Raw genomic sequence first — 22,723 nt, forward strand, 5'->3', positions numbered from 1 at the left:
CGCCGAAACGCGGCTTGTACGCCTTTCGTCGGGACAGCAAGTGCAAGATCGCCGAGGGCGGGGGCGGGGCCGGGGGCGGGGCGGGGGCTAGATGAGGTTCCAGCTCAGCGGGGTGCCGCGGGGGACGTCGGTGGCGAAGGTGCGGCCCAGGACCCGGTCGATCTCCACCGGGGCCAGGCCGCCGGCCGGCCGGATCGAGCGGACGTTCTGCGCGGTCACCGGGTCGCCGGCCCGGACGTCCTCGACCACGAAGAGCGACCGGCGGAACCGCAGCCCCTCCTGCTCGGCGGGGGTCGGGCCGATCGCGGTGCCGCCCAGTGCCGCGTACGCGCGACCCGACTCGGCGACCAGGGCCGTGAGTTCCGCCGGGTTCAGGGAGAAGTCCGAGTCCACGCCGCCGTCGGCGCGGTCCAGCGTCACGTGCTTCTCGATGAAGCAGGCGCCGAGCGCCACCGAGGCGACCGCCACCCCGATGCCGGGCGTGTGGTCGGAGAGCCCGACCGGTACGTCGAACGCGCCGGCCAGCACCGGCAGCCGGCGCAGGTTGCTGTCGGCCGGCGGCGCCGGGTAGGACGCGGTGCAGGCCAGCAGCACGATGCCCGCCGCGCCGCCGTCGCGTGCGGTGCGTACCGCGGCGTCGATCTCGGCGACCGTCGCCATGCCGGTGGAGATCACCATCGGCTTGCCGGTGCTGGCCACCAGCCGGATCAGCGGCAGGTCGACCAGCTCCGACGAGGCGATCTTGTACGCGGGCGCGTCCAGCGACTCCAGCAGCTCCACGGCGGTCGCGTCGAACGGCGACGAGAAGACGGTCAGGCCACGCTCGCGGGCCCGCTCGAAGATAGGGGCGTGCCACTCGTACGGGGTGTGCGCGCGCTCGTAGAGGCGGTACAGGTTCTCCCCGCCCCACAGCTCGTGACCGCTGGAGATCCGGAACGCCGGGGTGTCGACGTCGATGGTGATCGTGTCCGGCCGGTACGTCTGGAGCTTGAGCGCGTGCGCCCCGCTGTCGGCCACCGCGTCGACGATGGCCAGCGCCCGGGACAGATCGCCGTTGTGGTTTCCGGACATCTCGGCGACCACGAACGGTCGCTCGCCGGCACCGACCGCGTGTGGTCCGATCTTGATTGTCGCCGTCATTCCGACCTCTGCTCAGGTACGTCCGCACCGGGGTGCGGTGGTGCTGTCGTCGTCCACCCGGCGGGCGGACGACCTGGAAAACCAGGGCGCCGGGAGCCGACCCGGCTCCCGGCGTGGTGTGCGGTGGGGTCGATCACGGCAGGCGGCCACCGGCCAACGCGTCGCGCCGCTTCGGCAGGAGCCCGCCGTCGGGCATCGTCGCGGCGTCCGCCGCTCGATTCGGGTCCTCGTCGGCGGCGAGCGAACCGGTCTCGACGCCGCCCACCGGGCCGGGCCGACGCAACCGACCAGCGACCCGGTGGGCCTGGCGCAGCGCCGAGTACGCCAACCAGTCGTCCCGCCCGACGAGGCGGTGCTTGAGCCCGGCCACGCCCGGGGGCAGCGGGTAGCCCGCTGCGGGCAGGTACCGACGGTAGTGCGCGGCGGCCCGGTGGAAGAAATCCCGCCGCAGGTGGGGGTGCAGCCGGCCGTCGTTGCCCACCACCACCAGGTAGTGGCTGATCATCAGCTCGAACAGCTCGGCCTGCAACCGCTCATCGGGGTGCTTGCGCGCGACCCAGTCCATCAACCGCTCGTACTGGGCGAAGGCGTCGAAGTGCCGGCCGCTGCGGGTGGAGGTGATCGCGCCCTGGCGGCCCTGCCGGTACAGGTAGCAGAGCCGGTCCAGCACGGAGATCTTCTCGGCCCCGATCAGCAGCGGGTGGCTGAACGGGATGTCCTCGTACCAGCCGGGAAAGAACCGCAGGCCCAGCTCGTCCATGAAGTCCCGGCGGACCACCTTGTTCCAGGCGGTGTGCTGCACCCGCAACAGCTGCGGCTGGTCGGCGAGGCGGGTCACGCCGGGAATCCCGCGCAGCAGGTGACTGCTCGCGTCGACCTCCCGTCGGCCGTCCTCGTGCACGCGCAGGTGGTCCAGCATCAGCACATCGGGCTCGTGCTGGCGCAGCCGGTCCAGCACCGCCGCGATCGTGCCGGTGGGCAACCAGTCGTCGCTGTCGACGAACCAGACGTACCGGCCGCTGGCCACGTCGAGCCCGGCATTGCGGGCCAGCCCCAGACCCACGTTGCTGCTCAGGTGCACCACGCGGACGCCGGAGCGGCCGACCGCGTACGAGCGGAGCATGTCGCCGCAGCCGTCCGGGGAGGCGTCGTCGACGGCGATTAACTCGACCGCGGCCGACTCGCCCGCCGGGATGTCGGCCCGAATCGACTCGAGGCACTGGTACAGGTACGCCTCGACGCCGTACACGGGCACGACGATGCTCAGCAGCGGCGCGTGCGTCGGCTCATTGACCACGCCCGCCACCTTCGACGACCCGGGTGGCCGGCCCCGGAACCTGACGTTGCCGCCGGTGGTGGAGTCGCTGAACTCCCGCCGAGCGGAAGGTTAACGACCCGGTAGGGTGCCTCGGGCGGCCCTGCTGGGCCGTCGCGGGCGTCGCCGTCGCGCCGCCCGACGCCGCGCCGAGGAGGATACAACCGTGCTGGTGACCCTGCCGAGCGTCGGGATCCCGGCATGACGAGTACCGCCGCGGTGTCGGCCGCCCGGCCCGCACCCGCCCCGCCCCGGCTGCCCTCGCTGACCGGGCTGCGCTGGATCGCCGCCCTGCTGGTCTTCGGTTTCCACGCGGGGACGATGCGGATCATCGCGGAGCCGGACTACCAGGCCGTGGTCGACGCGTTGTTCACCCTCGGCCTCTCCGGGGTGCAGTTCTTCTTCATCCTCAGCGGTTTCGTGCTGGTCTGGTCGGCCCGTGCGGGGGACTCGCGGCGTACCTTCTGGCGGCGACGAATCGCCAAGATCTACCCGAACCACCTGGTGTTGTGGGCGGCGGCGTTGGTGGTCGCCTGGTGGTTCGCCGACCCGGTGCTACCGGCGGCCGCGCTGGAGAACGTGTTGCTGTTGCAGGCCTGGGATCCCCGGCCGGGCTGGTTCTACAGCATCAACACCGTCAGCTGGTCGCTGTCCTGCGAGTTCTTCTTCTACCTCTGCCTGCCACTGGCGCTGCCGCTGCTGCGCCGGGCCCGGCCGAAGCTGCTCTGGGCGCTGATCGTCGCGTTGCCGCTGCTGATCCTCGCGCTCTGGCCGGCCCAGGAGCTGGTGCCGGAGGTGAGTCGGTGGTGGTTCACCCAGATCTTCCCACCGGTACGGTCACTGGAGTTCTGGTTGGGCGCGGTGGCGGCCGAGCTGATGCGCCGGGGCCTCTGGCGAGGTCCCGGCCTGGCCGTGGCCAGCGGGATCTTCCTGGCCGCCTGGGTGGCGGCCGCGCAGTGGATCCGCGCCGAGCTGTGGACCACCCTGCTCGCCGTCGCGTACCTGCTGGTGATCACCGCCGCCGCGGACGCGGACGTGCGGGGTCGGCGCTCACCGTGGCGGTCCCGGCCGCTGGTGTGGCTCGGTGAGGTCTCGTTCGCCTTCTACCTGGTCCACGTGTTGGTGATGACGAGCGTGCTGCGCTGGAGCGGGGACTGGGGGACCGGCTTCCCGGGCTGGCGCGGCCCGGCCGTGGTGCTCGGCTTCCTGCTGGTGAATCTGACCCTCGCCGGGCTGCTGCACCGCTTCGTGGAGACCCCGATGATGCGCCGGCTCGCGCCGCGCCGACCGGTCCGCCCGGCGTCCGTCCCCCGGCAACGCACGGCCGGCTCGCGGGGCGCCGGCAACGACGACGCACGGGACACAAAGGCCGAGGCCGGCCCCGCCGACGAGGTCGGTCGGACCGCCGGTCGATCACCGTACGTCGACTCGCGCTGACAGCGTCCACCCTGGTCAACGGGGTCGGCGCGGCGTGTTCCGACACGCCCGTGGTCGGTGCGCCCGGGTCGGTGCGACGGTAGCGTGGGGACGTGCTTCCGGTCGCGTTCACCTGTCCCCTGTGGTGGGTGGCGCGCTGGGCGACCCGGATGCTGACCAGCCTCGCCGTCGTCGCGGCCCTGGCGCTCGGCGCGGGCCCGGCCACGGCCGCCGCACCCACCCCGAGCCCGGTCCCCACCCCGAGCGCGGTGCCGGCCCTCGTCGCCGCCGGGTCGGTGGCGGCGTCCTGCCGGCAGATCGAGGTGCGAGGTGCGGCCCGGTCGGCCCCGGTCATCCCACAGCGGTCCGCCGAGCGGTCCGCTCCGGCACCGTCGGTCGACGCGTCGGCGGCGCACCTCGCCGACCAGGGCACCATCGTGGCCGGGGCGCTGCCGCTCGGTGCGACCGAGTCTGACCGGCTGCCCCTCGGCGACGCCGCGAGCCGTCCGGCGCCTCGGGCCCCACCCGGGCGCTGAGCCACCGGGACGATCGTCCCGTCGCCGCACGCTGTCGACCCACCCACTCCGCACCCCGCCGACCCGTGGCCCACCGTGGCCCGCTGGCCGGTGCGGCTCCCATCGCACTGCTCTCCTTTCGAGGTGCCGACCATGGAGACCGTCGTCTTCTACCAGTTCGTGACCGAGGTGCCGCAGGCCGCCGCCATCTGGTCCACCCTGATCCTGCTGACCCTGGGCCTGCTCACCGTGCTGGTGGCCCGCCCCGACCGAGACCGGTGCACGGACGACCCGCTCCCGACCGCGCCCACCGCTCGGGAGGTGGCCGCTGCCGAGGCCGTGGACCTGCGCCGCTACGCCGAGGAGGTGGCCGTCGCCGCGGCCGGCGCGGCCACCACCGCCCGGCGGCGACGCGCCGCCTGGCTGACCGCTCAGGAGCAGGTGGAGCGGGCCTGGATCGGGTACGACGAGGCGGACGCCGCCGCGCGTCGCTTCGCGGGTGCCGGGGCGCTGCCCACCCCGCAGACCCCGCACACCCCCGCCGAGTACGCCGCCCGGGAGCGCTATCTGCACCGCGCGGCGATGGCCGCGTACTGGCGGGGTGACCTGACCATGGCACAGCTTGGCGACGTGTTCGGACACCGGCACGGCTGGGATCCCCGCCTCCACCCGGTGCAGCAGGAGGTGTTGATCAGCCGGGTGATCCGGGACGCGCGGCTGGCCGACTACCAGGTGGCCGCGAGCCGTGAGCGGGCCGCCTGGCGCGACGCGGAGCTGGCCGCCGAGTCGCGGCGCACCCTCGCCGAGGAGGCGTACGCGGCGGCAGCCCGGCTGCGCCCGACCCCGGTGCCCACTGGCCGGAAGGTGGCCGGGGCGTTGCGTCCCGCCGTCGTGGCACGGTGGCGCCCGGCCCGGGTGGGTTGAGCCCGATCCGTGATGTGAGGCCGGTCACGACTTGGTGAAATCGGACGTCCGGCGCGAGCGGCGTCATTGTTCCCGTGATTGTGGCCGCGTTCTCTGCGGCCTGTCCGGTTGTCGCCCGCAGGCGTCACCGTAACCGGTTGTCCCATCGAGTCACATCATCGGCAAAACGCGCAGAAATTGTCGCGCCAATTCGGGTTTACGCAGGTGAACCTGGCTTGGCAGGGCGCACGGACGCCAGTAGTGTCGTGCCGTCCGATGCGGTAACCGATCGCAAGAGGCGACGCCGCGTCGACCCGCTTAATCGTGATCAACGAGCCGGGGACCCATCAGTAAGTCTGGGGTGAATCCGCGAGCCACGGCCCGCGGTAGGGCGATCTTCCCGCCCGAATCCGTCAGCTAACCCGGTAGGCGGTGTTGGAAGGAGTCAACCCCTCGTGCAGCACCTTTCCACCCCTCGGTTGTTCCCTCGCCTCCACGGCGTGGCGGTGCACCCGCTCATTCGTCCAGTGACGGTGAGCTGACCCCCCGGGTCATCGCCTTTCCCGCCCGGCCGCGCCGGGCGTTCCCCTGAGCGGTTCACCATCCGCGGACCAACGGTCCGCGCGCTGGCGCCTGCCCGGATACCGGTCCGGCCCCGGTGTGCCGCTCTCCCCCCCGATCCGTGGAGGACCCCGTGAAGCACACCCTGCAGCGTCAGCTCCGCCGCCTCGCCACCGAGCGCCCGTATCAGATCGTTGCCGCCTCCGCCGCGGCCCTCGCGATCGCCACGACCACCGGCGCCCTGCTCACCACGGCCGATGACGCCCCGGCCGGCCAGCGCACCGTGACCACGGTCGCCGAGATGCGCAGCGACGTCGCCGCCTCCCGCGGCGAGGTTCGGGACGCGTCCCCCTCGGCCAGCGCCGCGCCGACCACGGCCGCCCCGGCCACCAGCGCCGCCTCGCCCGCCGCCAAGGCCAGCAGCAACCCGGACCTCACCCGCAAGGCGGAGCGGCCGAAGCCGCCGGCGACGAAGGTGCTCGACTACGACTACGAGGCGCAGAACACCTACTACAACTGCGGCCCGGCGGCCACCCGCAACGCGCTCAGCGCCGCCGGCATCGACCGCACCCAGGAGGAGCTCGGCGCCGAACTCGGCACCACCGAGATGGGCACCAACTCGGCCGCGGACACCACCCGGGTGCTCAACGCCGAGGTGAAGGGCTCCCCGTACCGCACCCGGATGTTCCCCGGCGCGCCCAGCCCGGCGCAGATGGACCAGCTCCAGGCCGACGTCGTGAAGGCCATCACCGACGGCCGGGGCGTGGTGGCCAACGTCGTCGGGGACGCCACCGACACCGACGGCGGCTGGCACTCCTACGGCGGCGGGCACTACATCGCCGTGGTGGGCTACAAGGACAACGGTCGCACCGTGCGGATCGCCGACTCGGCGAACCCGGCCGACCCGTCGTACTGGATCACCACCATCGACCTGGCCAACTGGATCACCAGCCGGGGCTACTCCGCCTGACCCAGCCAGGCACGCTGACCGCCGCGGGCGCCGTCTCCCACAAGGAGCCGGCGCCCGCGGTGTCTTCGCCGCCGAGTCCGGGCGCGAACTCTACAGTGGATCTCCAGGTCTCGGCGGTGGCGCGGATGACGGCTCTCGTACCAGGCCGTGAACCGTGGGAGACTGCGGCCGTGGTGGAGAATTCGGGTGGTCACGGCGGCCGTAGGCCGGTCCTGTTGCTGCTGCACGGCATGGGGGCGACCGGTGACGTGTGGTTGCCCTGGGCGCCGCACCTTGAGCAGCACTGGCCCGGGCGGTGGCTGGCACCGGACCTCGCCGGCCACGGCTGGGCGCCACCGCTGCCGTCGTACTCCTTCGCGGGTTTCGCCCAGCGGATCGCGCAGGCCCTCGCCCCCGACGACCGGCTCGTCGTGCTCGGGCACTCACTGGGTGGCGTGGTCGGCCTGGCGTTGGCCGCCCGCGACGCCGGAGCCCCGGTGGACGCGGTGGTCGGGTTGGGCATCAAGGCGATCTGGTCGCCCGCGGAGCTGACCCGCGCCGCCGAGGTCGCCGCCCGCCCGGTGAGCTGGTTCGCCAGCCGCACCGAGGCGGCTCGCCGCTATTTGCGCGTCTCCGGACTCGCCGGCCTGGTTCCGCCGGACCACCCGGTCGTGGACGCCGGGCTGCGCCAGGTCGACGGCCGCTGGCGGCTCGCCATGGACCCGACCGCGTTCGCCGTCGGCGAGCCCGACCTGACCGGGCTGCTGGCGGCGACCGACGTGCCGGTGCTGCTGGCGCGCGGGGAGAACGATCCGATGGTCACCGACGAGCAGCTCAAGGAGTACGGCGTACCCGTCGCCACGCTGCCCGGTCTCGGGCACAACGCGCACGTGGAGGATCCGGCGGTGGTGCTGGAGTTGCTCGACCCGTACCGCTGAGCACGTTATGCCGGTGCGGACGCGGTCAGTGTCTGCGCGGGCGCGAGCTCCCGGCGGGCGGCGGTCAGGAACGCCTCCGCGTACGAGTCGGCCGGGAAGTCACCCAGGTAGCGGCGGCGGGTGGCCCAGCGCTCCGCGGCCAGCGGGTCCGTGTCCAGCAGCGCGGTCAGCACATCGTCCACGTTGGACAGATCCCGCCGCAGCACGTAACCCGACGCGGCCAGCGGGAACCGCTCGATGAATTGGTCGCCCTCGTCGCCCATGTCGGTGACCGCGTACGGTTTGCCGGAGTAGAGGTAGTCCGAGATCACTCCGGACACGTCGGAGACCAGCGCGTCCGACCGGTTCACGCACTCGGTCAGGCTCAGCTCGCGAGCCGCCGCACCGACGACGTGCTGGCGACCGGTGCGGGCCCGGTCGGCGACGAGTACCTCGGTCAGCCGGCCCAACTGGCGTGCCGAGGCCGGGTTCTGCGCGGTGTACGGGTGGGCCCGCAGGATCACCGTCGCGCCGCGCTCCAGCAGTCGACGCAGCAGCCCCTCGGCCACCGGCAGGGAGCAGTAGTCGGCGTCGGCGTGGTGCCCGGTCCAGGTCGGGGTGTACAGCACCGTCGGGTGCGCCATCCCCGGTGCCGGTTCGGACCGTACCTGGATCGACTCGACCTGCGGGCGACCCACCACCACGAACTTGTCCGCCGGGATCCGCACCCCGGCGCGGGCGTACCGGTCGATCGCGGCCTGTCCGGCCACGAAGATCCGGTCGAAGATCCCCGACACCGGGTTGGCGCTCGGTGCCTTGTCGCTGTCGCCGTGGTGCAGCTGGATGTGGGTGAGCTGGGTGAAGCGGATGCAGTGGCTGTTCTTCGCCCCATGGTTGACGTAGAACGCCACCCGCAGGCTCGGCACCAACGCCTCGTCCATCGCCCGCAGGGTGGGGCAGTAGACCACCGGCGCGTCGGTGGCCGCCGCGATCGGGCCCAGGAACTCCGGCTCGCGCACCAGCACCAGGAACGGCCGGCCGATCCGTTCCAGATACGGCAGCCACATGGTGACCTGGTACTCCGACCCGGGAGGCGCGGAGAAGTAGAGCAGGAACTCCGGCTGGTGTCGGCGCAGCGCACCGGCCACCGGCCCGCCGCCGGCTTTCGGTCGGAACCGCCGCCGGGCCAGGTCCAGTGCGACCACACCGGCGCACCCGCCGACCAGCAGGCTGGCGGCCAGCGCCACGCCGGCCGGCAGGGCGAGCGCGGCGGCGAGCGCCACGGCGGCGAGCAACCCGAGTAGGGCCGTGCCGAGCCGGTCGGCGATCAGCGGCGTCCAGGCGCGTACCGGCAGGTTGGCCGCCCGGATCTCCAGGTTGCCGGCGGTGCGCAGCGGCCCCACCAGCAGCACGAGCCCCAGCAGGACCAGTGCGGTGGCGACCAACGCGAGGTCGAGCCCGTCGTCCAGCCGCCGGGAGTAACCGACCAGGATCGCGGCGGCGATCAACGTCGTTTCCGCCACCAGGTCGGCGCTGGGCCGGATCCGCTGTTCGGCGGCCGCGGCGGCCAGCGCGGCGACGGCCAGCGCCAACCCCCAGCCGGTGGCGCCGCTGAGGGTCAGCACGACAAAGGCCAGCACGGCCAATCCGGTGGTTAGGCACCGGGCGGCCAGCTTTCGGACCAGGTCGCCGCGCATGTCGCTCCGTTCGTGGTTCCGCAGCCGTCGGCGTCAGTTCGGGGACGGCGCGCCGGCCGGCACCTCGACCCGACCCGGCCCGGACTGGGCCGGCACGCTCGGCGTGGACCCGTCGCCGGGTGCCCGGCGTACGTCGATCACCTGACCGGTCAGGTCGGAGATCAGCACGTCCAGCGACGACTGCGCGACGGCCTCTGCGGCGAGCAGGGTGTGCTCCGGCTCCTCGCCGAAGGCCCGCGTCCGCATCGGGGTGGCGGTGCGCTCCGGGTTGATGCAGTTGACGCGGACACCGACGTCGGCCCACTCGTCGGCGAGCGCCTGGGTGAGGTTGACCAGGGCGGCCTTGGTGGCGGAGTAGAGCGCATAGCGGGCCCGGCCCCGGGTGTACGAGCTGGAGGTGTAGAGCAGCAGCTGGCCCTTGGTCTGCTGAAGGTACGGAAGGGCCTGGCGGGCGATGGTCACCGGGCCGACGAAGTTGACCTGGAGCAGCCGGTCCATGGTCTCCTCGTCCATCTCGGCGAGGGCGCCCTTCTCCAGGATGCCGGCGGTGACCACCACGTGGTCGATCCGGCCGGTGGCCTCGAAGGCGGTCGTCAGCGCGGCCTCGACGTCCTCGGCCCGCTCCACGTGGGTGCCGGTGCTCGAGCGGCTGAACGGGAAGACCTGGGCGCCGTAGCGTCGGGCCAGCTCGGTCAGCTCGTGGCCGATGCCGTAGCTGCCGCCGAACACGACGATGGTGCGGCCGGTCAGCTCCTCGCTGTAGCTGCGGTGGTCGGTCAGCCGGGGCGCCTGCGCAGCGGCGAGCTGGAAGAGCTTGTCCGCGAGGTGCACGTCGACCGGGTGGGTGACCTTGATGTTCTCGTCCGAGCCGTCGATCACCTTGATCGGGGTGCCGGGCAGGTAACGCAGCACCACGCCGCAGTCGTCGGTGGCGGCGAAGTCCGGGTCGTCCTCGGCGATCCGGTAGGCCTCCCGGATGGTGGGGGAGCGGAACGCCTGCGGGGTCTGGCCCCGGCGCAGGCGGGAGCGCACCGGGATGTCGGTGATGCAGTCGTTGTCGTCGACCTGGATGATCGTGTCCGCGGAGGGGATGGCCACGTCCACGGCCTCGTAGGTCCAGAGCGCGTTCACGCACTCGCGCACGATCCGGCCGCTGAGCAGCGGGCGCACCGCGTCGTGGAAGAGGATGTTGCAGTCCTCCGGGCCGACCGCGTCCAGGGCGATCCGGGTGGTGGCGTTGCGGGTGTCGCCACCCTCGATCACCTTGGTGACCTTGCGCAGGCCGGCCTTCTCGACGATCTGCTGGGCGTCCTCGACGTGGCCGGTCGCCATCAGCACGATGATCTCGTCGATCTCCGGTGCCGCCTCGAAGACCGCCAGGGTGTGTTCGATGATCGGCTTACCGGCGATCTTCAGCAGCTGCTTCGGGATGCCCAGGCCCAGCCGGGTCCCGGTGCCGCCGGCCAGGACCACCGCCACTGTCCGCGCGGGCCGCCACGGCGTCGGGGTCTCCGCTTCGGCGTCCGGGCCAGTGGTCTGGTCCTGCGTCATTGCCGGATCCTCACTCTCAGGGATGCGTTAACGGAAGGTTCCGCCCGAGCGGCGACGGAATGAACCTTAACGCGCGGACCGCGTCGCCCCAACGTGGGCGACGCGGTCCTCAGGTGCCGTGTCGATGCCGGACGTTCGCCGGAACTCTACTTGCTGTTCGCGTACGCCTCGTAAGCCCGGATGACCTCGTCGGTGGGGCCATCCATCCGGATGACGCCCGATTCCAGCCAGATCGTCCGTTCGCAGGTGTCCCGTACGGAGGAGAGCTGGTGGCTGACCAGGAACACCGTTCCCGCGCCCTCGCGCAGCTCCCGCACCCGCTGTTCGCTGCGCTTGCGGAAGCCCTTGTCGCCGGTGGCGAGCGCCTCGTCGATGAGCAGCACGTCGTGCTTCTTGGCGGCGGCGATGGAGAACCGCAGCCGGGCCGCCATGCCGGACGAGTACGTCCGCATCGGCAGACTGGCGAAGTCACCCCGCTCGTTGATCCCGGAGAAGTCGATGATCCCGGCGGCCTGCTTGTCCACCTCGTCGGGGTGCATGCCCATGGCCAGGCACCCGAGGACGACGTTGCGCTCCCCGGAGAGGTCGTTGAGCAGGGCGGCGTTCACGCCCAGCAGCGACGGCTGGCCCTGGGTGTGGATGGCGCCCCGGTTGACCGGCAGCAGGCCGGCGATGGCCCGCAGGATGGTGGACTTGCCGGAGCCGTTGCTGCCGATCAGCCCGATCGCCTCGCCCCGGTACGCGGTGAAGGAGACGCCCTTGACCGCGTGCACCTCCCGGACGTTCGGCGCGTGGGTGCGCTTGACCAGTCGGCGCAGCGCGGCCACCGGCGTGGTGCCACCGGCGGCGCCCTGGTGCACCCGGTAGATGATGTGCGCGTCGTCCACGACCACGGTCGGGATGCGCTCCTGCGTCCGGGTCATCGTCGCGCTCGCCGCGGTGGCGGCGTCGAAGTGCTCAACCACGGCCGTACTCCTGTTCGCCGCGCCAGAAGTAGATGAAACCGCCGATGCCGGCCACCAGCGCCCAACCGGCGCCGACCAGCCAGAGCTGGGTCAGCGACTCGTTGAGCAGCGGTGCCTCCTCGAGCAGCGTGTACCGCGCCAGCTCGATGTAGACCAGCAGCGGGTTGTACTGGACCAGCGTCGTGGCCCAGCCGGGCAGCCGCTCGAAGAGGCTGACGCTGTAGAGGACACCGGAGCCGTACATCCAGGTGCGCATGATGAACGGCATGACCTGCTTCAGGTCGCTCGACTTGGAGCCCAGGCGGGCCACCAGCAGCACCACACCCGCGTTGAACCCCGCCTGCAGCAGCAGGGCCGGGATCAGCAGCAACCACTCCCAGGTGAGCGGCTCGCCGGTGACCAGCACGATGCCGATCAGCACCACCATCGACGCCAGCAGTTGCTGGAACTGGGTCATCGTCGTCGACAGCGGCAGGCTGGCCCGGGGGAAGTGCAGCGCCCGGATCAGCCCCAGGTTGCTGCTGATCGACTGGGTGCCGGCCAGGACCGCGCTCTGGGTGAAGTTGAAGATGAACAGCCCGGTCGTCAGGTAGGCGATGAAGTTCGGGATGCTGTTCTGTGCCAGCACCACCCCGAAGATCAGGTAGTAGACCGCCGCGTTGGTCAGCGGGGTGAGCACCTGCCAGAGCTGACCCAGCTTGGCGTTGCTGTACGAGGCGACGAGCTTGGCATTGGCGTACGCGGCGATGAAGTGCCGGTAGGCCCATAGTCGGCGGCTGTACTCGACGAGGCTGGGTCGCTCACCGGCGACCCGTAGCCCGTGCCGAGCGGCCAGCTGCGCCTGGGTCAGGCCCGTGTCGGGGTCGACCAGCGCGGTGGTGGCCATGGAAATGGCGCTCCGATCTTTCGTGCAGACGGGGTTGCTCGCGACGATCGAATCCTAGTGGGAAATATGCGCGGGGCGCCGCCTCGTCGCTGCGTGGACAGTAGTCCGAAACACGTCGGGACGCAACCGTACCGTCGTTGCGCTACGCTGTCCGGCGTGACCTGCGATAAGAGCCCTCGATGACGACCGAGAAGAGGCGGGCCCCGGCCGGAGCGGCGGTGCTGCGCGACGAGATCACCACGGCGATCCGGCGCGCGCTGATGCAGGAGCTCGCCGCGGTCGGTTACGGCCGGCTCTCCATCGAGGCGGTGGCGCGGCGGGCCGGCGTCAGCAAGACGGCGATCTACCGTCGGTGGAGCTCGAAGCTCGACCTGGTGCTGGAGATCGTCGCCGCGGCGGCGCACGGCAAGCTGCCCGCACTGGACACCGGCACGCTGCGCGGTGATCTCGCCCTGCTGTTCCAGGCGGTGGCGCACGCGCTGCGGCACCCGCTGGCGTCGCAGATCATCCCGGACCTGCTGGCCGAGGCCGCCCGCAACCCCAGCATCGACACGACCCTGCGTGAGGTGCTGCACGCCCGGCAGCAGGAGATCGGCGGTCGTCTGGTCGCCCGAGCGGTGCAGCGTGGCGAACTGCCCGCCGACACCGAGCTGGACGCCGCCATCGACCTCATCGTCGGCCCGCTCTACTGGCGGCTCGCCATCGCCCGGCTTCCGCTCACCGACGGGTACCTCGACAACCTGGTCGAGTCCGTGGCCGCCGGACTCGGCGCCGACAGCGTGCTGCCGCGCCCCCGGGCGGCCCCGATATCGGGTTGACCAGCGCCCGACACTCGGCGGCTGGTAGCAGCGGTCGCCGTGTCCGATTCCGCTACGCTGCCCCCTTGACACCCGGCCGTCACCGTGCCGACACCCCTCATCCGCCTGACGAGTAAGGACGCCCGTGGCCAACGTCGACAGCATCGCCGTAGCGCCCGCCGAACCGGATCCGAGGCCGAAGTCCGAGCCGGCAGCCCGGCCCGGCGCCGGCCGCGCCGGGCTGTCCCGGGTACGCGCGCTGGTGGCCCTCGCCCCGGCGCTGCTCACCGACGGTGCCGTGCTCGCGTTCGCGCTCTTCACCGTGCTCTACCACCTGGCCTTCCTAGGGGATCTGCGTCCCTCGGTGACCTTCCGGATCTGGCTGGTGGCCTGTGTGGTGCTCGCGGTCGTGGCCCTGCTGCGCGCCCGCCGCCGCTTCGCCGCCGGCCCGGCGGACACCGAACCGGGCAGCGCGCCGGCCGACCGAGCACCGGCGACACCGGCCGCCGTCGACCGTCGCCTGCTGACCGGGGTGCTGGCCGCCGCCGCCGTGGCGGCCGTCTCCGCGGGTCTGGCCGGGACCGGCGTCAGCGTCTCGTGGTGGATCCCGGCCGTGGCCGGCCTGCTCGCGGCGGTCGGCGGGATCCTGCTGGTGCGCCAGGTCTGGCTGGGCGGCCCGGCGTCCACCCCGGCCGCCCCGATGCCCACCGCGACGCAGTCGGCGTACGCGCTGGTCGTCTCGGTGCTGGTCGGAATCTCCTCGTTCTTCATGGCCCGCAACACCCCGGACGACGTCTACTACGTCGGCAAGTCGGTGTGGATCGCCGAGCGTGACCTGATCCCGCTCAACGACTTCCTCTTCTCCGAGAACGTGCTGCCGCCCATGGGCTCGCAGCCGCCGATCCCGTCGATCGAGGTCTTCGACGGCGCGTTCGCCAACGTCGTCGGCATCCACGCCGGCTCCGCCCTCTGGTACGTGCTGCTGCCGATCATGGCGGTGCTCGCGGCGTTGGCGCTGTGGCGGTTGACGCACCGGTGGGCCCCGCGCCGTCCGATGCTCGCCTTCACCGTGGCGATCGCGTACCTGTACCTCGTCGCGGGCGGGGACGCCGCCCTGGGCACGTTCCACCTTCCCCGGCTGCACGAGGGCAAGGGCATGTTCGTCTCGGCGGTCATCCCGCTGATGTGGCTCTACCTGACCGAGTGGTTCGACACCCGGTCGCGGCGCAGCCTGCTGCTCATCGTGGCGCTCTCGATCACCGCGATCGGCCTCACGAACACCGCGGCGATCATCCTGCCGATGCTGGTCGGCGCCGCCGGCTTCGCCATGCTGCTGGTCGGTCGGTGGAAGGCGGCCATCGTCGCGGCGGTCGCCGCCCTCGCGTACCCGATCGGCTCGTTGCTGGTCTCCCGCCTGGTGCTCGGCGGGATGACCGCGACCGGCGCGGACGACGCCTTCTTCGACGCGGCGTCCACCTACCGGCGGACCCTGCTGTTCGGTGTGGTCGGCGTGATCAGCGGTCTGGCGCTGTGGTGCGGTCCACTGCTCGCCCGTCGGCGCACGCCCGCGCTGCTCGCCGCCGGTGCCACCCTGGCGTTGAGCGTGATGTTCGTGCCCGGCGTGCTGGAGGTGCTCAGCGCGTTGAGTGGCATCTCGGTGGTGCTCTGGCGGGTGCCGTGGCTGCTCGCCCTGCCGACGCTGATCGGTCTGCTCTGCACGGTGCGCGTGCCGGCGCCGAGTCCGGCGCTGCGCCGCGCGGCGGCCGGCGGGATCGCGGTGCTGCTGGTCGCCGCGTTCGCGCTGTTCGCCACCCCGATGTGGTCGTCGAAGAGTTGGGTCGAGGTGCACGACCGTCCCACCTGGAAGCTTCCGCAGCAGCGTCAGGCGATCGCGTTCTGGATCAAGGGGCTGGACCGCCCGGAAGGTCTGCTGCTCGCCCCGAAGACGATCATGCGCACCACGCCGATCGTCACCAGTGAGGTACGGGTCGTCCTGCCCCGCGACTTCTACCTCGTCGAGTACGACCTCGACTCGCAGTTCGCCAAGGACCGGCTGCTGCTCGCCGGCTTCGCCGACGGCACCGCCAGCCCGGCACCGGCCGAGCTGACACCGGCTCTGGACCGTCTGGACGTGGGCACCATCTGCGTCTACAACGGCAACCGGTACGCCCGCGACACCGCGCCCCAGCTGGGCTATCAGGAGTTCGCCAAGCGCAAGGCCCCCGGCGCGATGACCTGCTTCCGGCGGGGCGACTGAGCGTTCTTCCCGCACCGTACGCCCGACCCCGTGATGGGGTCGGGCGCGTCCCGGACCGGAGCTTTGCCCGAAATGGTGCCGGATACCCGAGCGACACCGAGCTGTCCCCTCGCGTTAAGGTCGCAGTCACACGCAGCCGGCCGCGACTGAGCCGCTGCGCGACGGGGGAGTGACGTCGGTCCATCACGGGCACCGCCCGCAACGAAATCTCGTAGGGAGCGAACTCTTTGTTCGGCACGTTGACAGGACGCCTCGGAGTGGCCGCCCACAGTGCGCTACTGGTACTGGCCTACCTGGTCATGCTCGTCGGTGGTGTATTCGGCTGGGTCGGCCTGTTCGCCGTCGCCGGCTTGGCCGCCATCTTCGGTGAGTTCGCCGTCGCCCGCTGGTCACCGCCATCGCAGCTGCTGTTGGAGAAGGTGGGCCTGCACTGGTCGTACCGGCAGCTCACCCGCGACCTCGCCGCCGTGTTGCTGGTCGTTGCCGAGGTGCGGCTCAGCGGCGGCGAGCTGACCCTGCTGCTGGTGCTGCCGGCCGCGGTGTGGGTCGTGTCGGTATTCGCCGGGGCGCTCTCCACCATGATCGAGCGTCGTAACCCGCTCTCCGCCATGGTGCGCAACATCGAGCTGGGTCCGCTGTCCAGCGCCCCCCAGCCGCCCGCCTGGGCGGCAGCGGTCGCCGGTGACCGGATGCCCCTGCTCAACCTGCTGCTGGTGCCGGCCGCGGTGGCCGCCGCGGTGCAGCACGATCCGACGCCGTACTTCGCCGCCGCCGCGGTGGCGGTGGTGGCGACCGGTCTGGTCGGCGCCATCATCGCGCTGACCTGGCTGCGGGGTCGGGGCGCGGGGCAGAGCCCCCTGCTGCCGGCGGTCCAGCGTTGGCTGGACAACTACCGGCCCGAGGTGGCGCTCTACTTCGCCGGCCCGGCCAAGGATGTCTACCAGGCGAACATGTGGCTGGCCCCGACCGAGGCGCTCCAGCAGCGCGCGGTGGTGCTGATGCGCAGCCGGGAGGCGTTCCTGGAGCTGGCCGACACCCGGCTGCCGGTGATCTGCGTACCGGCCGGTGTCGACTTCATGAACCTCGACCTGGGTGGCATCCGCGCGGCGCTCTACTCCGCCAACGTCGGCGCGAACATCCACATGCTCCGCGAGCCCGGCACGAAGCACGTCTTCGTCGGGCACGGCGACAGCGACAAGCAGGCCAGCGTCAACCCCTACAGCAAGGTGTACGACGAGGTCTGGGTCGCCGGCCTGGCCGGCCGCGAGCGCTACGCGCGGGCCGGAGTGGGGGTGCTCGACTCGGACATCGTCGAGATCGGCCGGCCGCAGCTCGCCGGGGTGCACACCTTCGGCGCCGAGTCGGTGGACCGACCGTTCACCGTGCTCTACGCGCCCACCTGGGAGGGCTGGCTCGACGACGACCCGTACCACACCTCGCTGGTGCTGATGGGTGAGCGGATCGTCAAGGGGCTGCTCGCCACGAATCCCCGGATCCGTCTGATCTACAAGCCGCACCCGCTCACCGGGTCGCGGTCCAAGGCGGCCAAGGCCGTGCACGACCGGGTCGTCGCGGCGATCCGCGCCGCTGGCGGCGACCCGGACGCGTCGTCGCTGGACGGCACGGCGCACCTGGTGGTCACCGGCCGTACGCCGGCACTGTTCGACTGCTTCAACCAGACCGACCTGCTGATCAGCGACGTGTCCAGTGTGGTGTCCGACTTCGTGCAGAGCCAGCGCCCGTACGTGGTGGCCAACCCGGCAGGCCTGTCCGAGGACGACTTCCGCCGGGAGTACCCGACGGCTCGGGCCGCGTACCTGCTCTCCAAGGACTGCGGCGAACTGGAGAAGATCGTGACGGTCACCCGGGCCGGTGACGACCCGATGGCCGAGGCCCGCCGGGAGCTGAAGACGTACCTGCTCGGCCCCGCCGAGGCGAACCCGATGGACCGGTTCCAGGAGGAGATCGACCGGCTCTGCCGCCGCTGAACCCAACTACTGCTGCATCCGTGCCCGGTCCGACCTCGTCGGACCGGGCACGACCCGTTCGCCCCGGACCGGGTGTCAGCCCAGCAGGGCGGCCACCGCGTCGGCGGCCGGAAGGTCCGCCGGTAACGCCCACGCCGCCACCACCGCGGCGACCGGCAGCGGGCCGTACACGTGCGGGAAGAGCTGCCCGCCCCGCGACGGCTCCCAGCGCAGTGTGTCACCCAGTCGCTCCTCGTCGACGCTGAGCAGGGTCAATCCGGTCGTTCCGGTGAAGTGCCGCCGGGCCGTCTCCACCACCTGGTCGGCGCCGGAGAGGTGGATGAAGCCGTCCTGCCGGTCCACGGCGGAGCCGGCGAAGGCACCGACGGCGAGGGCGTCGTCCCATTCGGCGCTCGACAGCAGTTTGTAGATCACCACGGCAGCCTACGGGGCTCCCGTCGGCGCACTCGCCCGGTTTTCGCCGGTACCGCCGCGCCCGTCGCCTCTCGCCGGGCATGCTCAGGTCAAGGGCCGCGGAGGGATGGGCGATGCAGAGCTACGACGATGACTGGACCGACAGCCAGCGCGCGCTGTACGACGAGTGCTACCGGGCCGGTGGCGAGTGGGCCGAGGACCCGGACACCCCGTCCGACGACGTACAGCACGTGATCAACCTGGCCGAGGCGGACGATGACGCCTTCCAGGACGCCGAGATCGACTATCCGCCCCTGGTCGACGCGGTCACCCAGGCCAGCGGGGTCACCGTCACCAGCGTGCCGGCCAGCCACGAGGACCCAGGCTTCCGTGGGTTCACCGACGGCGTTCGGGACGCCACCGCCGACGACGTCTTCGGCCTGTGACCTGCGGCTGCGGCCGGTAGCCCGCCCAGCGCGGGCGGGCGGCCTCCCGATGCGCGCGTGCTTCTGCCACCATTCGCAGAACAGCGCTGCGAGGGACGGGGGCACAGGTGCGGATCCTGCTGGTGGAGGACGACCGCCGGGTGGCCGCTGCGCTGTCCTCCGCCCTCACCCGCCGTGGGTACGAGGTCGAGCACGCGGCCACCGTCGCCGCCGCGCTCTCCGCCGCCCCGTGTGACCTGGTGCTGCTCGACCTGACGCTGCCCGACGGGGACGGCACCGACCTGTGCCGGGAGCTGCGTCGGCGCAGCAGTCAGCTCGGCATCATCGCGGTGACCGCCCGGGGTGAGGAACGTGATCGGGTGCTGGGTCTGCGCCTCGGTGCGGACGACTACGTCGTCAAGCCGTTCTCGATGGTGGAGTTGCAGGCGCGCATCGAGGCGGTGCTGCGCCGCGCCGCGAACGCCGCGCCCCAGCGGCACCTCATCGAGGCCGGGTCGGTCCGCATCGACGTGGCCGCGCGGACGGTGACCGTGGACGGCCGCGCGGTCACGTTGACCCGCAAGGAGTTCGACGTGCTCCTCTCGCTGGCCCGTCAGCCCGGGGTGGCGGTGCCCCGCGATCGCATCCTGCTGGACGCCTGGGGCACCACCTGGGCCGATCGGCACACGGTCGAGGTGCACGTCGGGTCGCTGCGCGGCAAGCTCGGTGACGCCCGCCTGGTGGAGACCGTCCGCGGCGTCGGCTACCGGCTGCGCGACGCGTGAGGAGCTGACGTGCGCCGTCGACTGGTGATCAGCTACCTGCTGCTGATGGTTCTCGTTCTCATCGCGTTGGAGACCCCGCTGGCCGCCACCATGGCCAGCCGCGAGACCGAACGGGTGCGTGCCGACCGGCTCGCCGACGCCACCCGGTTCGCCTCGCTGGCCGGTCCGGCGCTGCGCGACGGTGGGCCGGGCCCGATCGAGTCGGAGCTGACCAGCTACGACGACCTGTACGCGATCGGCGCCGCGATCGTCGACCGGGACCGGAACACGTCGGTCTCGTCGCCGAGGTGGCAGCCCGGCACGGGGACGGCGACGGTGCTGGACATCGCGCTGTCCGGGCAGCAGAGCAGCGCTCCCGAGTCGGTCTGGCCCTGGACGACCGATCCGGTGGTGGTGGCGGTGCCGATCAACGACGGAGGTGAGGTGCTCGGCGCGGTGGTGATCGTGACCCCGTCCGGCCCGATCCGCCGGGCTGTGCTGGCGTGGTGGCTGCTGCTCGCCCTGGCCGGTCTGCTCGCCGTGCTGGCCTGCGTGCTCACCGCGTTCGGGCTGGCCGGTTGGGTGTTGCGCCCGGTCACCGAACTGGACGCGGTCACCCACGAGATCGCCGAGGGCGACCGGGGCGCCCGGGTGCAGCACCGGCTGGGCCCGCCGGAGCTGCGCCGCCTCGCGGCCAGCTTCAACCACATGGCCGACGTGGTCTCCGACGTGATGGACCGGCAGCGCGCCTTCGTCGCCCACGCCAGCCACCAACTGCGCAATCCGCTCACCGCGCTGCGGCTGCGGGTGGAGGAGTTGGGGCCCAGCCTCACCGACCCGGACGGTCGCTCCGAGCATCGGCTGGCGTTGGAGGAGACCGACCGTCTCGCGTTGGTGCTCGACGCCCTGCTCACCCTCGCCCGGGCCGAACGGGAGGAGAACGAGCGCGTCACCGTGGACGCCGCCGCGGTGGCCGCCTCCCGGGTGGCCGCGTGGGCGCCGCTGGCCCGGCACCGGTCGGTCGCGTTGCGGCTGGCCACCACCGATGCCCCGGCGTACGCCCAGACCGTGCCGACCGCCGTCGACCAGGCGCTGGACGCGCTCATCGACAACGCGGTGAAGTTCAGCGGGGCGGGCGGGGCGGTGACGGTGACCGTGGCCCGCCGCGACGGTGGGGTGGCGCTGGAGGTACGCGACTCCGGTCCCGGCATGACCGAGAGCCAGCTCGGCCAGGCGACCGAGCGGTTCTGGCGGGCGCCGGACGCGCAGAACGTGGACGGCGCGGGCCTCGGCCTGACCATCGCCGCGGTGCTGGTGGATGCGTCGGACGGGCGGCTCACCATGCGTCCGGGGGAGTCGCGGGGGCTGGTCGCCGCCCTGTGGTTCCCGACGCCAGCCGTGTCGGTGGATCCGGCGGAGGAGGAACCGGCCGCCGACCTACGGCCCTCCCCGGCGCGGTGAGGCCCGGCCGTCACGGTTTGGCCGCGCGGTACCAGGCGGCGGCTCCCGGGTGCAGTGACAGCGGCGCGGTGACGATCGCCGAGCGCGGGCTCATCCGTCCCGCCGCCGGATGGGCGGCGGCCAGCTCGGCCCGGCGTTCCATCAGCAGCCGGGTCACCTCGCGGACCAACGACTCCGGCAGGTTGGCCCGGACGATCAGGTAGTTCGGGTCGGCCACCGTGGTCACCGCGTCGACCCCGTACACCGAGCGGGGGATGTCCCGGGAGACGTAGACCTGCCCGTAGCGGGAGCGCAACGGCTCGGTCCACTCGCTGAGGTCCACGATCCGAATGGCGCTGTCCTCGGCCAATTCCTCGATCCCCCGCACCGGCAACCCACCGGAGAAGAAGAACGCGTCGATCCGCCCGGTCCGCAGTGCGGCCACCGAGTCGTCCAGACCGAGCCGCTCGCGGCGCACCTCGTCGCCACCGAGACGGGCCACCTCCAGCAGGCGGGTCGCGGTGATCTCGGTGCCCGATCCGGCCGCGCCGACCGACACGCGCCGGCCCCGCAGGTCGGCGACCGTGCGGACCGGGCCGCCGCTCGTGGTGACCAGGTGCAGTTGGTCGTCGTACACCCGGGCGACCGCGTTGACCGTCGGGCTGCCCACCGGCCCGGTGGGCAGCACGTCGGCCTGGGTGAAACCCAGCTCGGCCCCGCCGGACCCGACGAGCTGAACGTTCTCCGCCGAGGCGGCGGTGATCACCACGCTGGCCCGGACGCCGGGGAGTTCCCGGTTGAGGATGGCCGCCAGGGACTGCCCGAACGCGTAGTAGACCGCGGTGGGGCTGCCGGTGGCGATCCGGATCGACGTCGGCTCGGTCGGGGTGTCCCGGCAGCTGGCGACGGCCAGGTTCGCGATCAGCAGCACCGTCAACAGGGCGGCCGGTCCGGCGCGGCGCAGGCCGGGCCGGCCGGACGAGGTACGACTCACCCGGTGCACTGTGCGCCGTCGGACTGGTCCGCGCAAGCCCGTACCGGGCGGGCCTGGTCAGCGCCCCGTTCAGCAGGCCGCGCGACCTGCCGGCGCCACGACCGCACCCCGCGTCGGCGACCCGGCCGGGCCGCGCGCTGCCGCTGGGCCGCGTGCCGGCTCCAGCGCCGCGCTGCTCAGGATCCGCTGCCGGTCCGGGCCGTCGGAAACGCTGACCAGGAAGCAGCCGGTGCCCGGGCGGAGCCGGGCCGGCACGTCGAGCACGGCGGCGCCCCGAATCAGCACCGCCGCCAATTCGCGGTCGGTGAGCCGTACGCCGAGGATGTGCCGGCGGACGTGCCGCCCGGCGGCCAACAGCGCCGAACGCCACGCCGCCTCCGCCAGTCGGGTCACCAGCCGCCGGCGCGCCGGCGAGGCACCGGGCAGGGGCCCGCCGAGCAGCTCGCGCCGCCCCTGCCACCAGCCCGCGTCCAACATCCGGGTGTACGCGCCCTGGTGCTCCCGAGGCACCCAGAGCCGGTGCAGTTCGTAGCGGCGGCGCAGGCCGCCGACGGCCACCTCGTGGGTCACCGGGATGTCCAACCGGGCGAGCAGTTGCCGCATCCGCTGCGCGGCATCCTCCCGGTTGAACTCGACCCCCGGGGTGGGCGCGGCAGAACCCGCGTGCGGCCGGGCGGCGGTCGGCGGCGGTGTGCAGCGCAGCAGGCAGGCAGCCTCGAACGCGTCGCCCAGCGTCAGCCAGTCCAGCGGGGATGGTGGCGTCGGGGAGCGGGGCCGGTCGAGCAGGGCGGGCTGGCGAGTCAACGGCGGCTCCCTTGTCGGAGTCTGGGTTTTCCTACCGTGGCCCCTG

20 protein-coding genes and 1 riboswitch are annotated in these 22,723 nt (G+C 72.4%); of the genes, 11 read left to right on the top strand and 9 right to left on the bottom strand.

The window, feature by feature from the left end; all coding sequences use genetic code 11:
* Positions 1 to 87: 87 nt before the first annotated feature.
* Together pseI and ACIBF8_RS04375 are read right to left on the bottom strand one after the other, a co-directional pair.
* Positions 88 to 1,140 (bottom strand): pseudaminic acid synthase, encoded by a 1,053-nt coding sequence (gene pseI, locus ACIBF8_RS04370; protein ID WP_396780949.1) that lies wholly within the window; start codon positions 1,138 to 1,140, stop codon positions 88 to 90.
* A gap of 133 nt (positions 1,141 to 1,273) precedes the next feature.
* Positions 1,274 to 2,437 carry a glycosyltransferase family 2 protein gene (locus ACIBF8_RS04375; protein WP_396780950.1) on the bottom strand — a complete coding sequence of 388 codons (1,164 nt, stop codon included), beginning with the start codon at positions 2,435 to 2,437 and terminating at the stop codon, positions 1,274 to 1,276.
* 219 nt (positions 2,438 to 2,656) lie between these two features.
* On the opposite strand from ACIBF8_RS04375, the gene ACIBF8_RS04380 reads away from it, so the two are divergent.
* The 5 genes from ACIBF8_RS04380 to ACIBF8_RS04400 all read left to right on the top strand — a co-directional run bounded on the left by ACIBF8_RS04380 (position 2,657) and on the right by ACIBF8_RS04400 (position 7,737).
* A complete protein-coding gene (locus tag ACIBF8_RS04380) occupies positions 2,657 to 3,892 on the top strand; it encodes an acyltransferase family protein (protein ID WP_396780952.1) in 1,236 nt (411 codons plus the stop codon).
* Between the two features lie 92 nt (positions 3,893 to 3,984).
* Positions 3,985 to 4,407, top strand: coding sequence for a hypothetical protein (locus ACIBF8_RS04385; RefSeq protein ID WP_396780953.1), 423 nt, complete (start codon positions 3,985 to 3,987; stop codon positions 4,405 to 4,407).
* Positions 4,408 to 4,539: 132 nt separating this feature from the next.
* The gene (locus ACIBF8_RS04390; protein ID WP_396780954.1) at positions 4,540 to 5,310 is read left to right on the top strand and encodes a hypothetical protein; all 771 of its coding nucleotides are present in this window, start codon (positions 4,540 to 4,542) and stop codon (positions 5,308 to 5,310) included.
* Positions 5,311 to 5,594: 284 nt separating this feature from the next.
* Positions 5,595 to 5,736, top strand: a riboswitch (cyclic di-AMP (ydaO/yuaA leader).
* 235 nt (positions 5,737 to 5,971) lie between these two features.
* On the top strand, positions 5,972 to 6,820 hold the full coding sequence (locus ACIBF8_RS04395; protein ID WP_396780955.1) for a C39 family peptidase: 849 nt from the start codon (positions 5,972 to 5,974) through the stop codon (positions 6,818 to 6,820).
* Between the two features lie 170 nt (positions 6,821 to 6,990).
* A complete protein-coding gene (locus ACIBF8_RS04400) occupies positions 6,991 to 7,737 on the top strand; it encodes an alpha/beta fold hydrolase (protein ID WP_396780956.1) in 747 nt (248 codons plus the stop codon).
* 5 nt (positions 7,738 to 7,742) lie between these two features.
* Here ACIBF8_RS04400 and ACIBF8_RS04405 read toward each other — a convergent pair whose 3' ends face one another.
* From ACIBF8_RS04405 to ACIBF8_RS04420, 4 genes are all read right to left on the bottom strand, one after another.
* Positions 7,743 to 9,413 (bottom strand): CDP-glycerol glycerophosphotransferase family protein, encoded by a 1,671-nt coding sequence (locus ACIBF8_RS04405; protein ID WP_396780957.1) that lies wholly within the window; start codon positions 9,411 to 9,413, stop codon positions 7,743 to 7,745.
* A 33-nt stretch (positions 9,414 to 9,446) separates the two neighbouring features.
* Positions 9,447 to 10,964, bottom strand: a complete 1,518-nt coding sequence (locus tag ACIBF8_RS04410) for a D-ribitol-5-phosphate cytidylyltransferase (RefSeq protein ID WP_396780958.1) — start codon at positions 10,962 to 10,964, stop codon at positions 9,447 to 9,449.
* Positions 10,965 to 11,110: 146 nt separating this feature from the next.
* Entirely contained in the window at positions 11,111 to 11,887 is a 777-nt protein-coding gene (locus ACIBF8_RS04415; RefSeq protein ID WP_396781243.1) for an ABC transporter ATP-binding protein, read from the bottom strand.
* 34 nt (positions 11,888 to 11,921) lie between these two features.
* Entirely contained in the window at positions 11,922 to 12,815 is an 894-nt protein-coding gene (locus ACIBF8_RS04420; protein ID WP_396780959.1) for an ABC transporter permease, read from the bottom strand.
* A 179-nt stretch (positions 12,816 to 12,994) separates the two neighbouring features.
* Here ACIBF8_RS04420 and ACIBF8_RS04425 point away from each other — a divergent pair, with 179 nt between their 5' ends.
* The 3 genes from ACIBF8_RS04425 (at position 12,995) to ACIBF8_RS04435 (ending at position 17,857) form a co-directional block, all read left to right on the top strand.
* Positions 12,995 to 13,633 (top strand): TetR/AcrR family transcriptional regulator, encoded by a 639-nt coding sequence (locus ACIBF8_RS04425; RefSeq protein ID WP_396780960.1) that lies wholly within the window; start codon positions 12,995 to 12,997, stop codon positions 13,631 to 13,633.
* Positions 13,634 to 13,757: 124 nt separating this feature from the next.
* Positions 13,758 to 15,869, top strand: coding sequence for a DUF6077 domain-containing protein (locus ACIBF8_RS04430; protein WP_396780961.1), 2,112 nt, complete (start codon positions 13,758 to 13,760; stop codon positions 15,867 to 15,869).
* Positions 15,870 to 16,096: 227 nt separating this feature from the next.
* Positions 16,097 to 17,857 (top strand): CDP-glycerol glycerophosphotransferase family protein, encoded by a 1,761-nt coding sequence (locus ACIBF8_RS04435; protein WP_396780962.1) that lies wholly within the window; start codon positions 16,097 to 16,099, stop codon positions 17,855 to 17,857.
* 75 nt (positions 17,858 to 17,932) lie between these two features.
* Here the strand turns inward: ACIBF8_RS04435 and ACIBF8_RS04440 are convergent, their stop codons facing one another.
* Complete coding sequence (locus tag ACIBF8_RS04440) at positions 17,933 to 18,271, bottom strand: DUF952 domain-containing protein (RefSeq protein ID WP_396780963.1); 339 nt, start codon at positions 18,269 to 18,271, stop codon at positions 17,933 to 17,935.
* Between the two features lie 113 nt (positions 18,272 to 18,384).
* On the opposite strand from ACIBF8_RS04440, the gene ACIBF8_RS04445 reads away from it, so the two are divergent.
* The 3 genes from ACIBF8_RS04445 to ACIBF8_RS04455 all read left to right on the top strand — a co-directional run bounded on the left by ACIBF8_RS04445 (position 18,385) and on the right by ACIBF8_RS04455 (position 20,900).
* Positions 18,385 to 18,696: a hypothetical protein gene (locus ACIBF8_RS04445; protein ID WP_110561958.1), complete on the top strand. Its 312-nt coding sequence runs from the start codon at positions 18,385 to 18,387 to the stop codon at positions 18,694 to 18,696.
* A gap of 107 nt (positions 18,697 to 18,803) precedes the next feature.
* Positions 18,804 to 19,460 (top strand): response regulator transcription factor, encoded by a 657-nt coding sequence (locus tag ACIBF8_RS04450; RefSeq protein WP_396780964.1) that lies wholly within the window; start codon positions 18,804 to 18,806, stop codon positions 19,458 to 19,460.
* A gap of 9 nt (positions 19,461 to 19,469) precedes the next feature.
* Positions 19,470 to 20,900, top strand: coding sequence for a sensor histidine kinase (locus tag ACIBF8_RS04455; RefSeq protein ID WP_396780965.1), 1,431 nt, complete (start codon positions 19,470 to 19,472; stop codon positions 20,898 to 20,900).
* 10 nt (positions 20,901 to 20,910) lie between these two features.
* Here ACIBF8_RS04455 and ACIBF8_RS04460 read toward each other — a convergent pair whose 3' ends face one another.
* Positions 20,911 to 21,810 (bottom strand): TAXI family TRAP transporter solute-binding subunit, encoded by a 900-nt coding sequence (locus tag ACIBF8_RS04460; RefSeq protein ID WP_396781244.1) that lies wholly within the window; start codon positions 21,808 to 21,810, stop codon positions 20,911 to 20,913.
* Between the two features lie 132 nt (positions 21,811 to 21,942).
* Positions 21,943 to 22,677 (bottom strand): hypothetical protein, encoded by a 735-nt coding sequence (locus ACIBF8_RS04465; protein ID WP_396780966.1) that lies wholly within the window; start codon positions 22,675 to 22,677, stop codon positions 21,943 to 21,945.
* Positions 22,678 to 22,723: the final 46 nt, after the last annotated feature.

The organism is Micromonospora sp. NPDC050276, from assembly GCF_044459545.1.
Taxonomy (GTDB): domain Bacteria; phylum Actinomycetota; class Actinomycetes; order Mycobacteriales; family Micromonosporaceae; genus Micromonospora.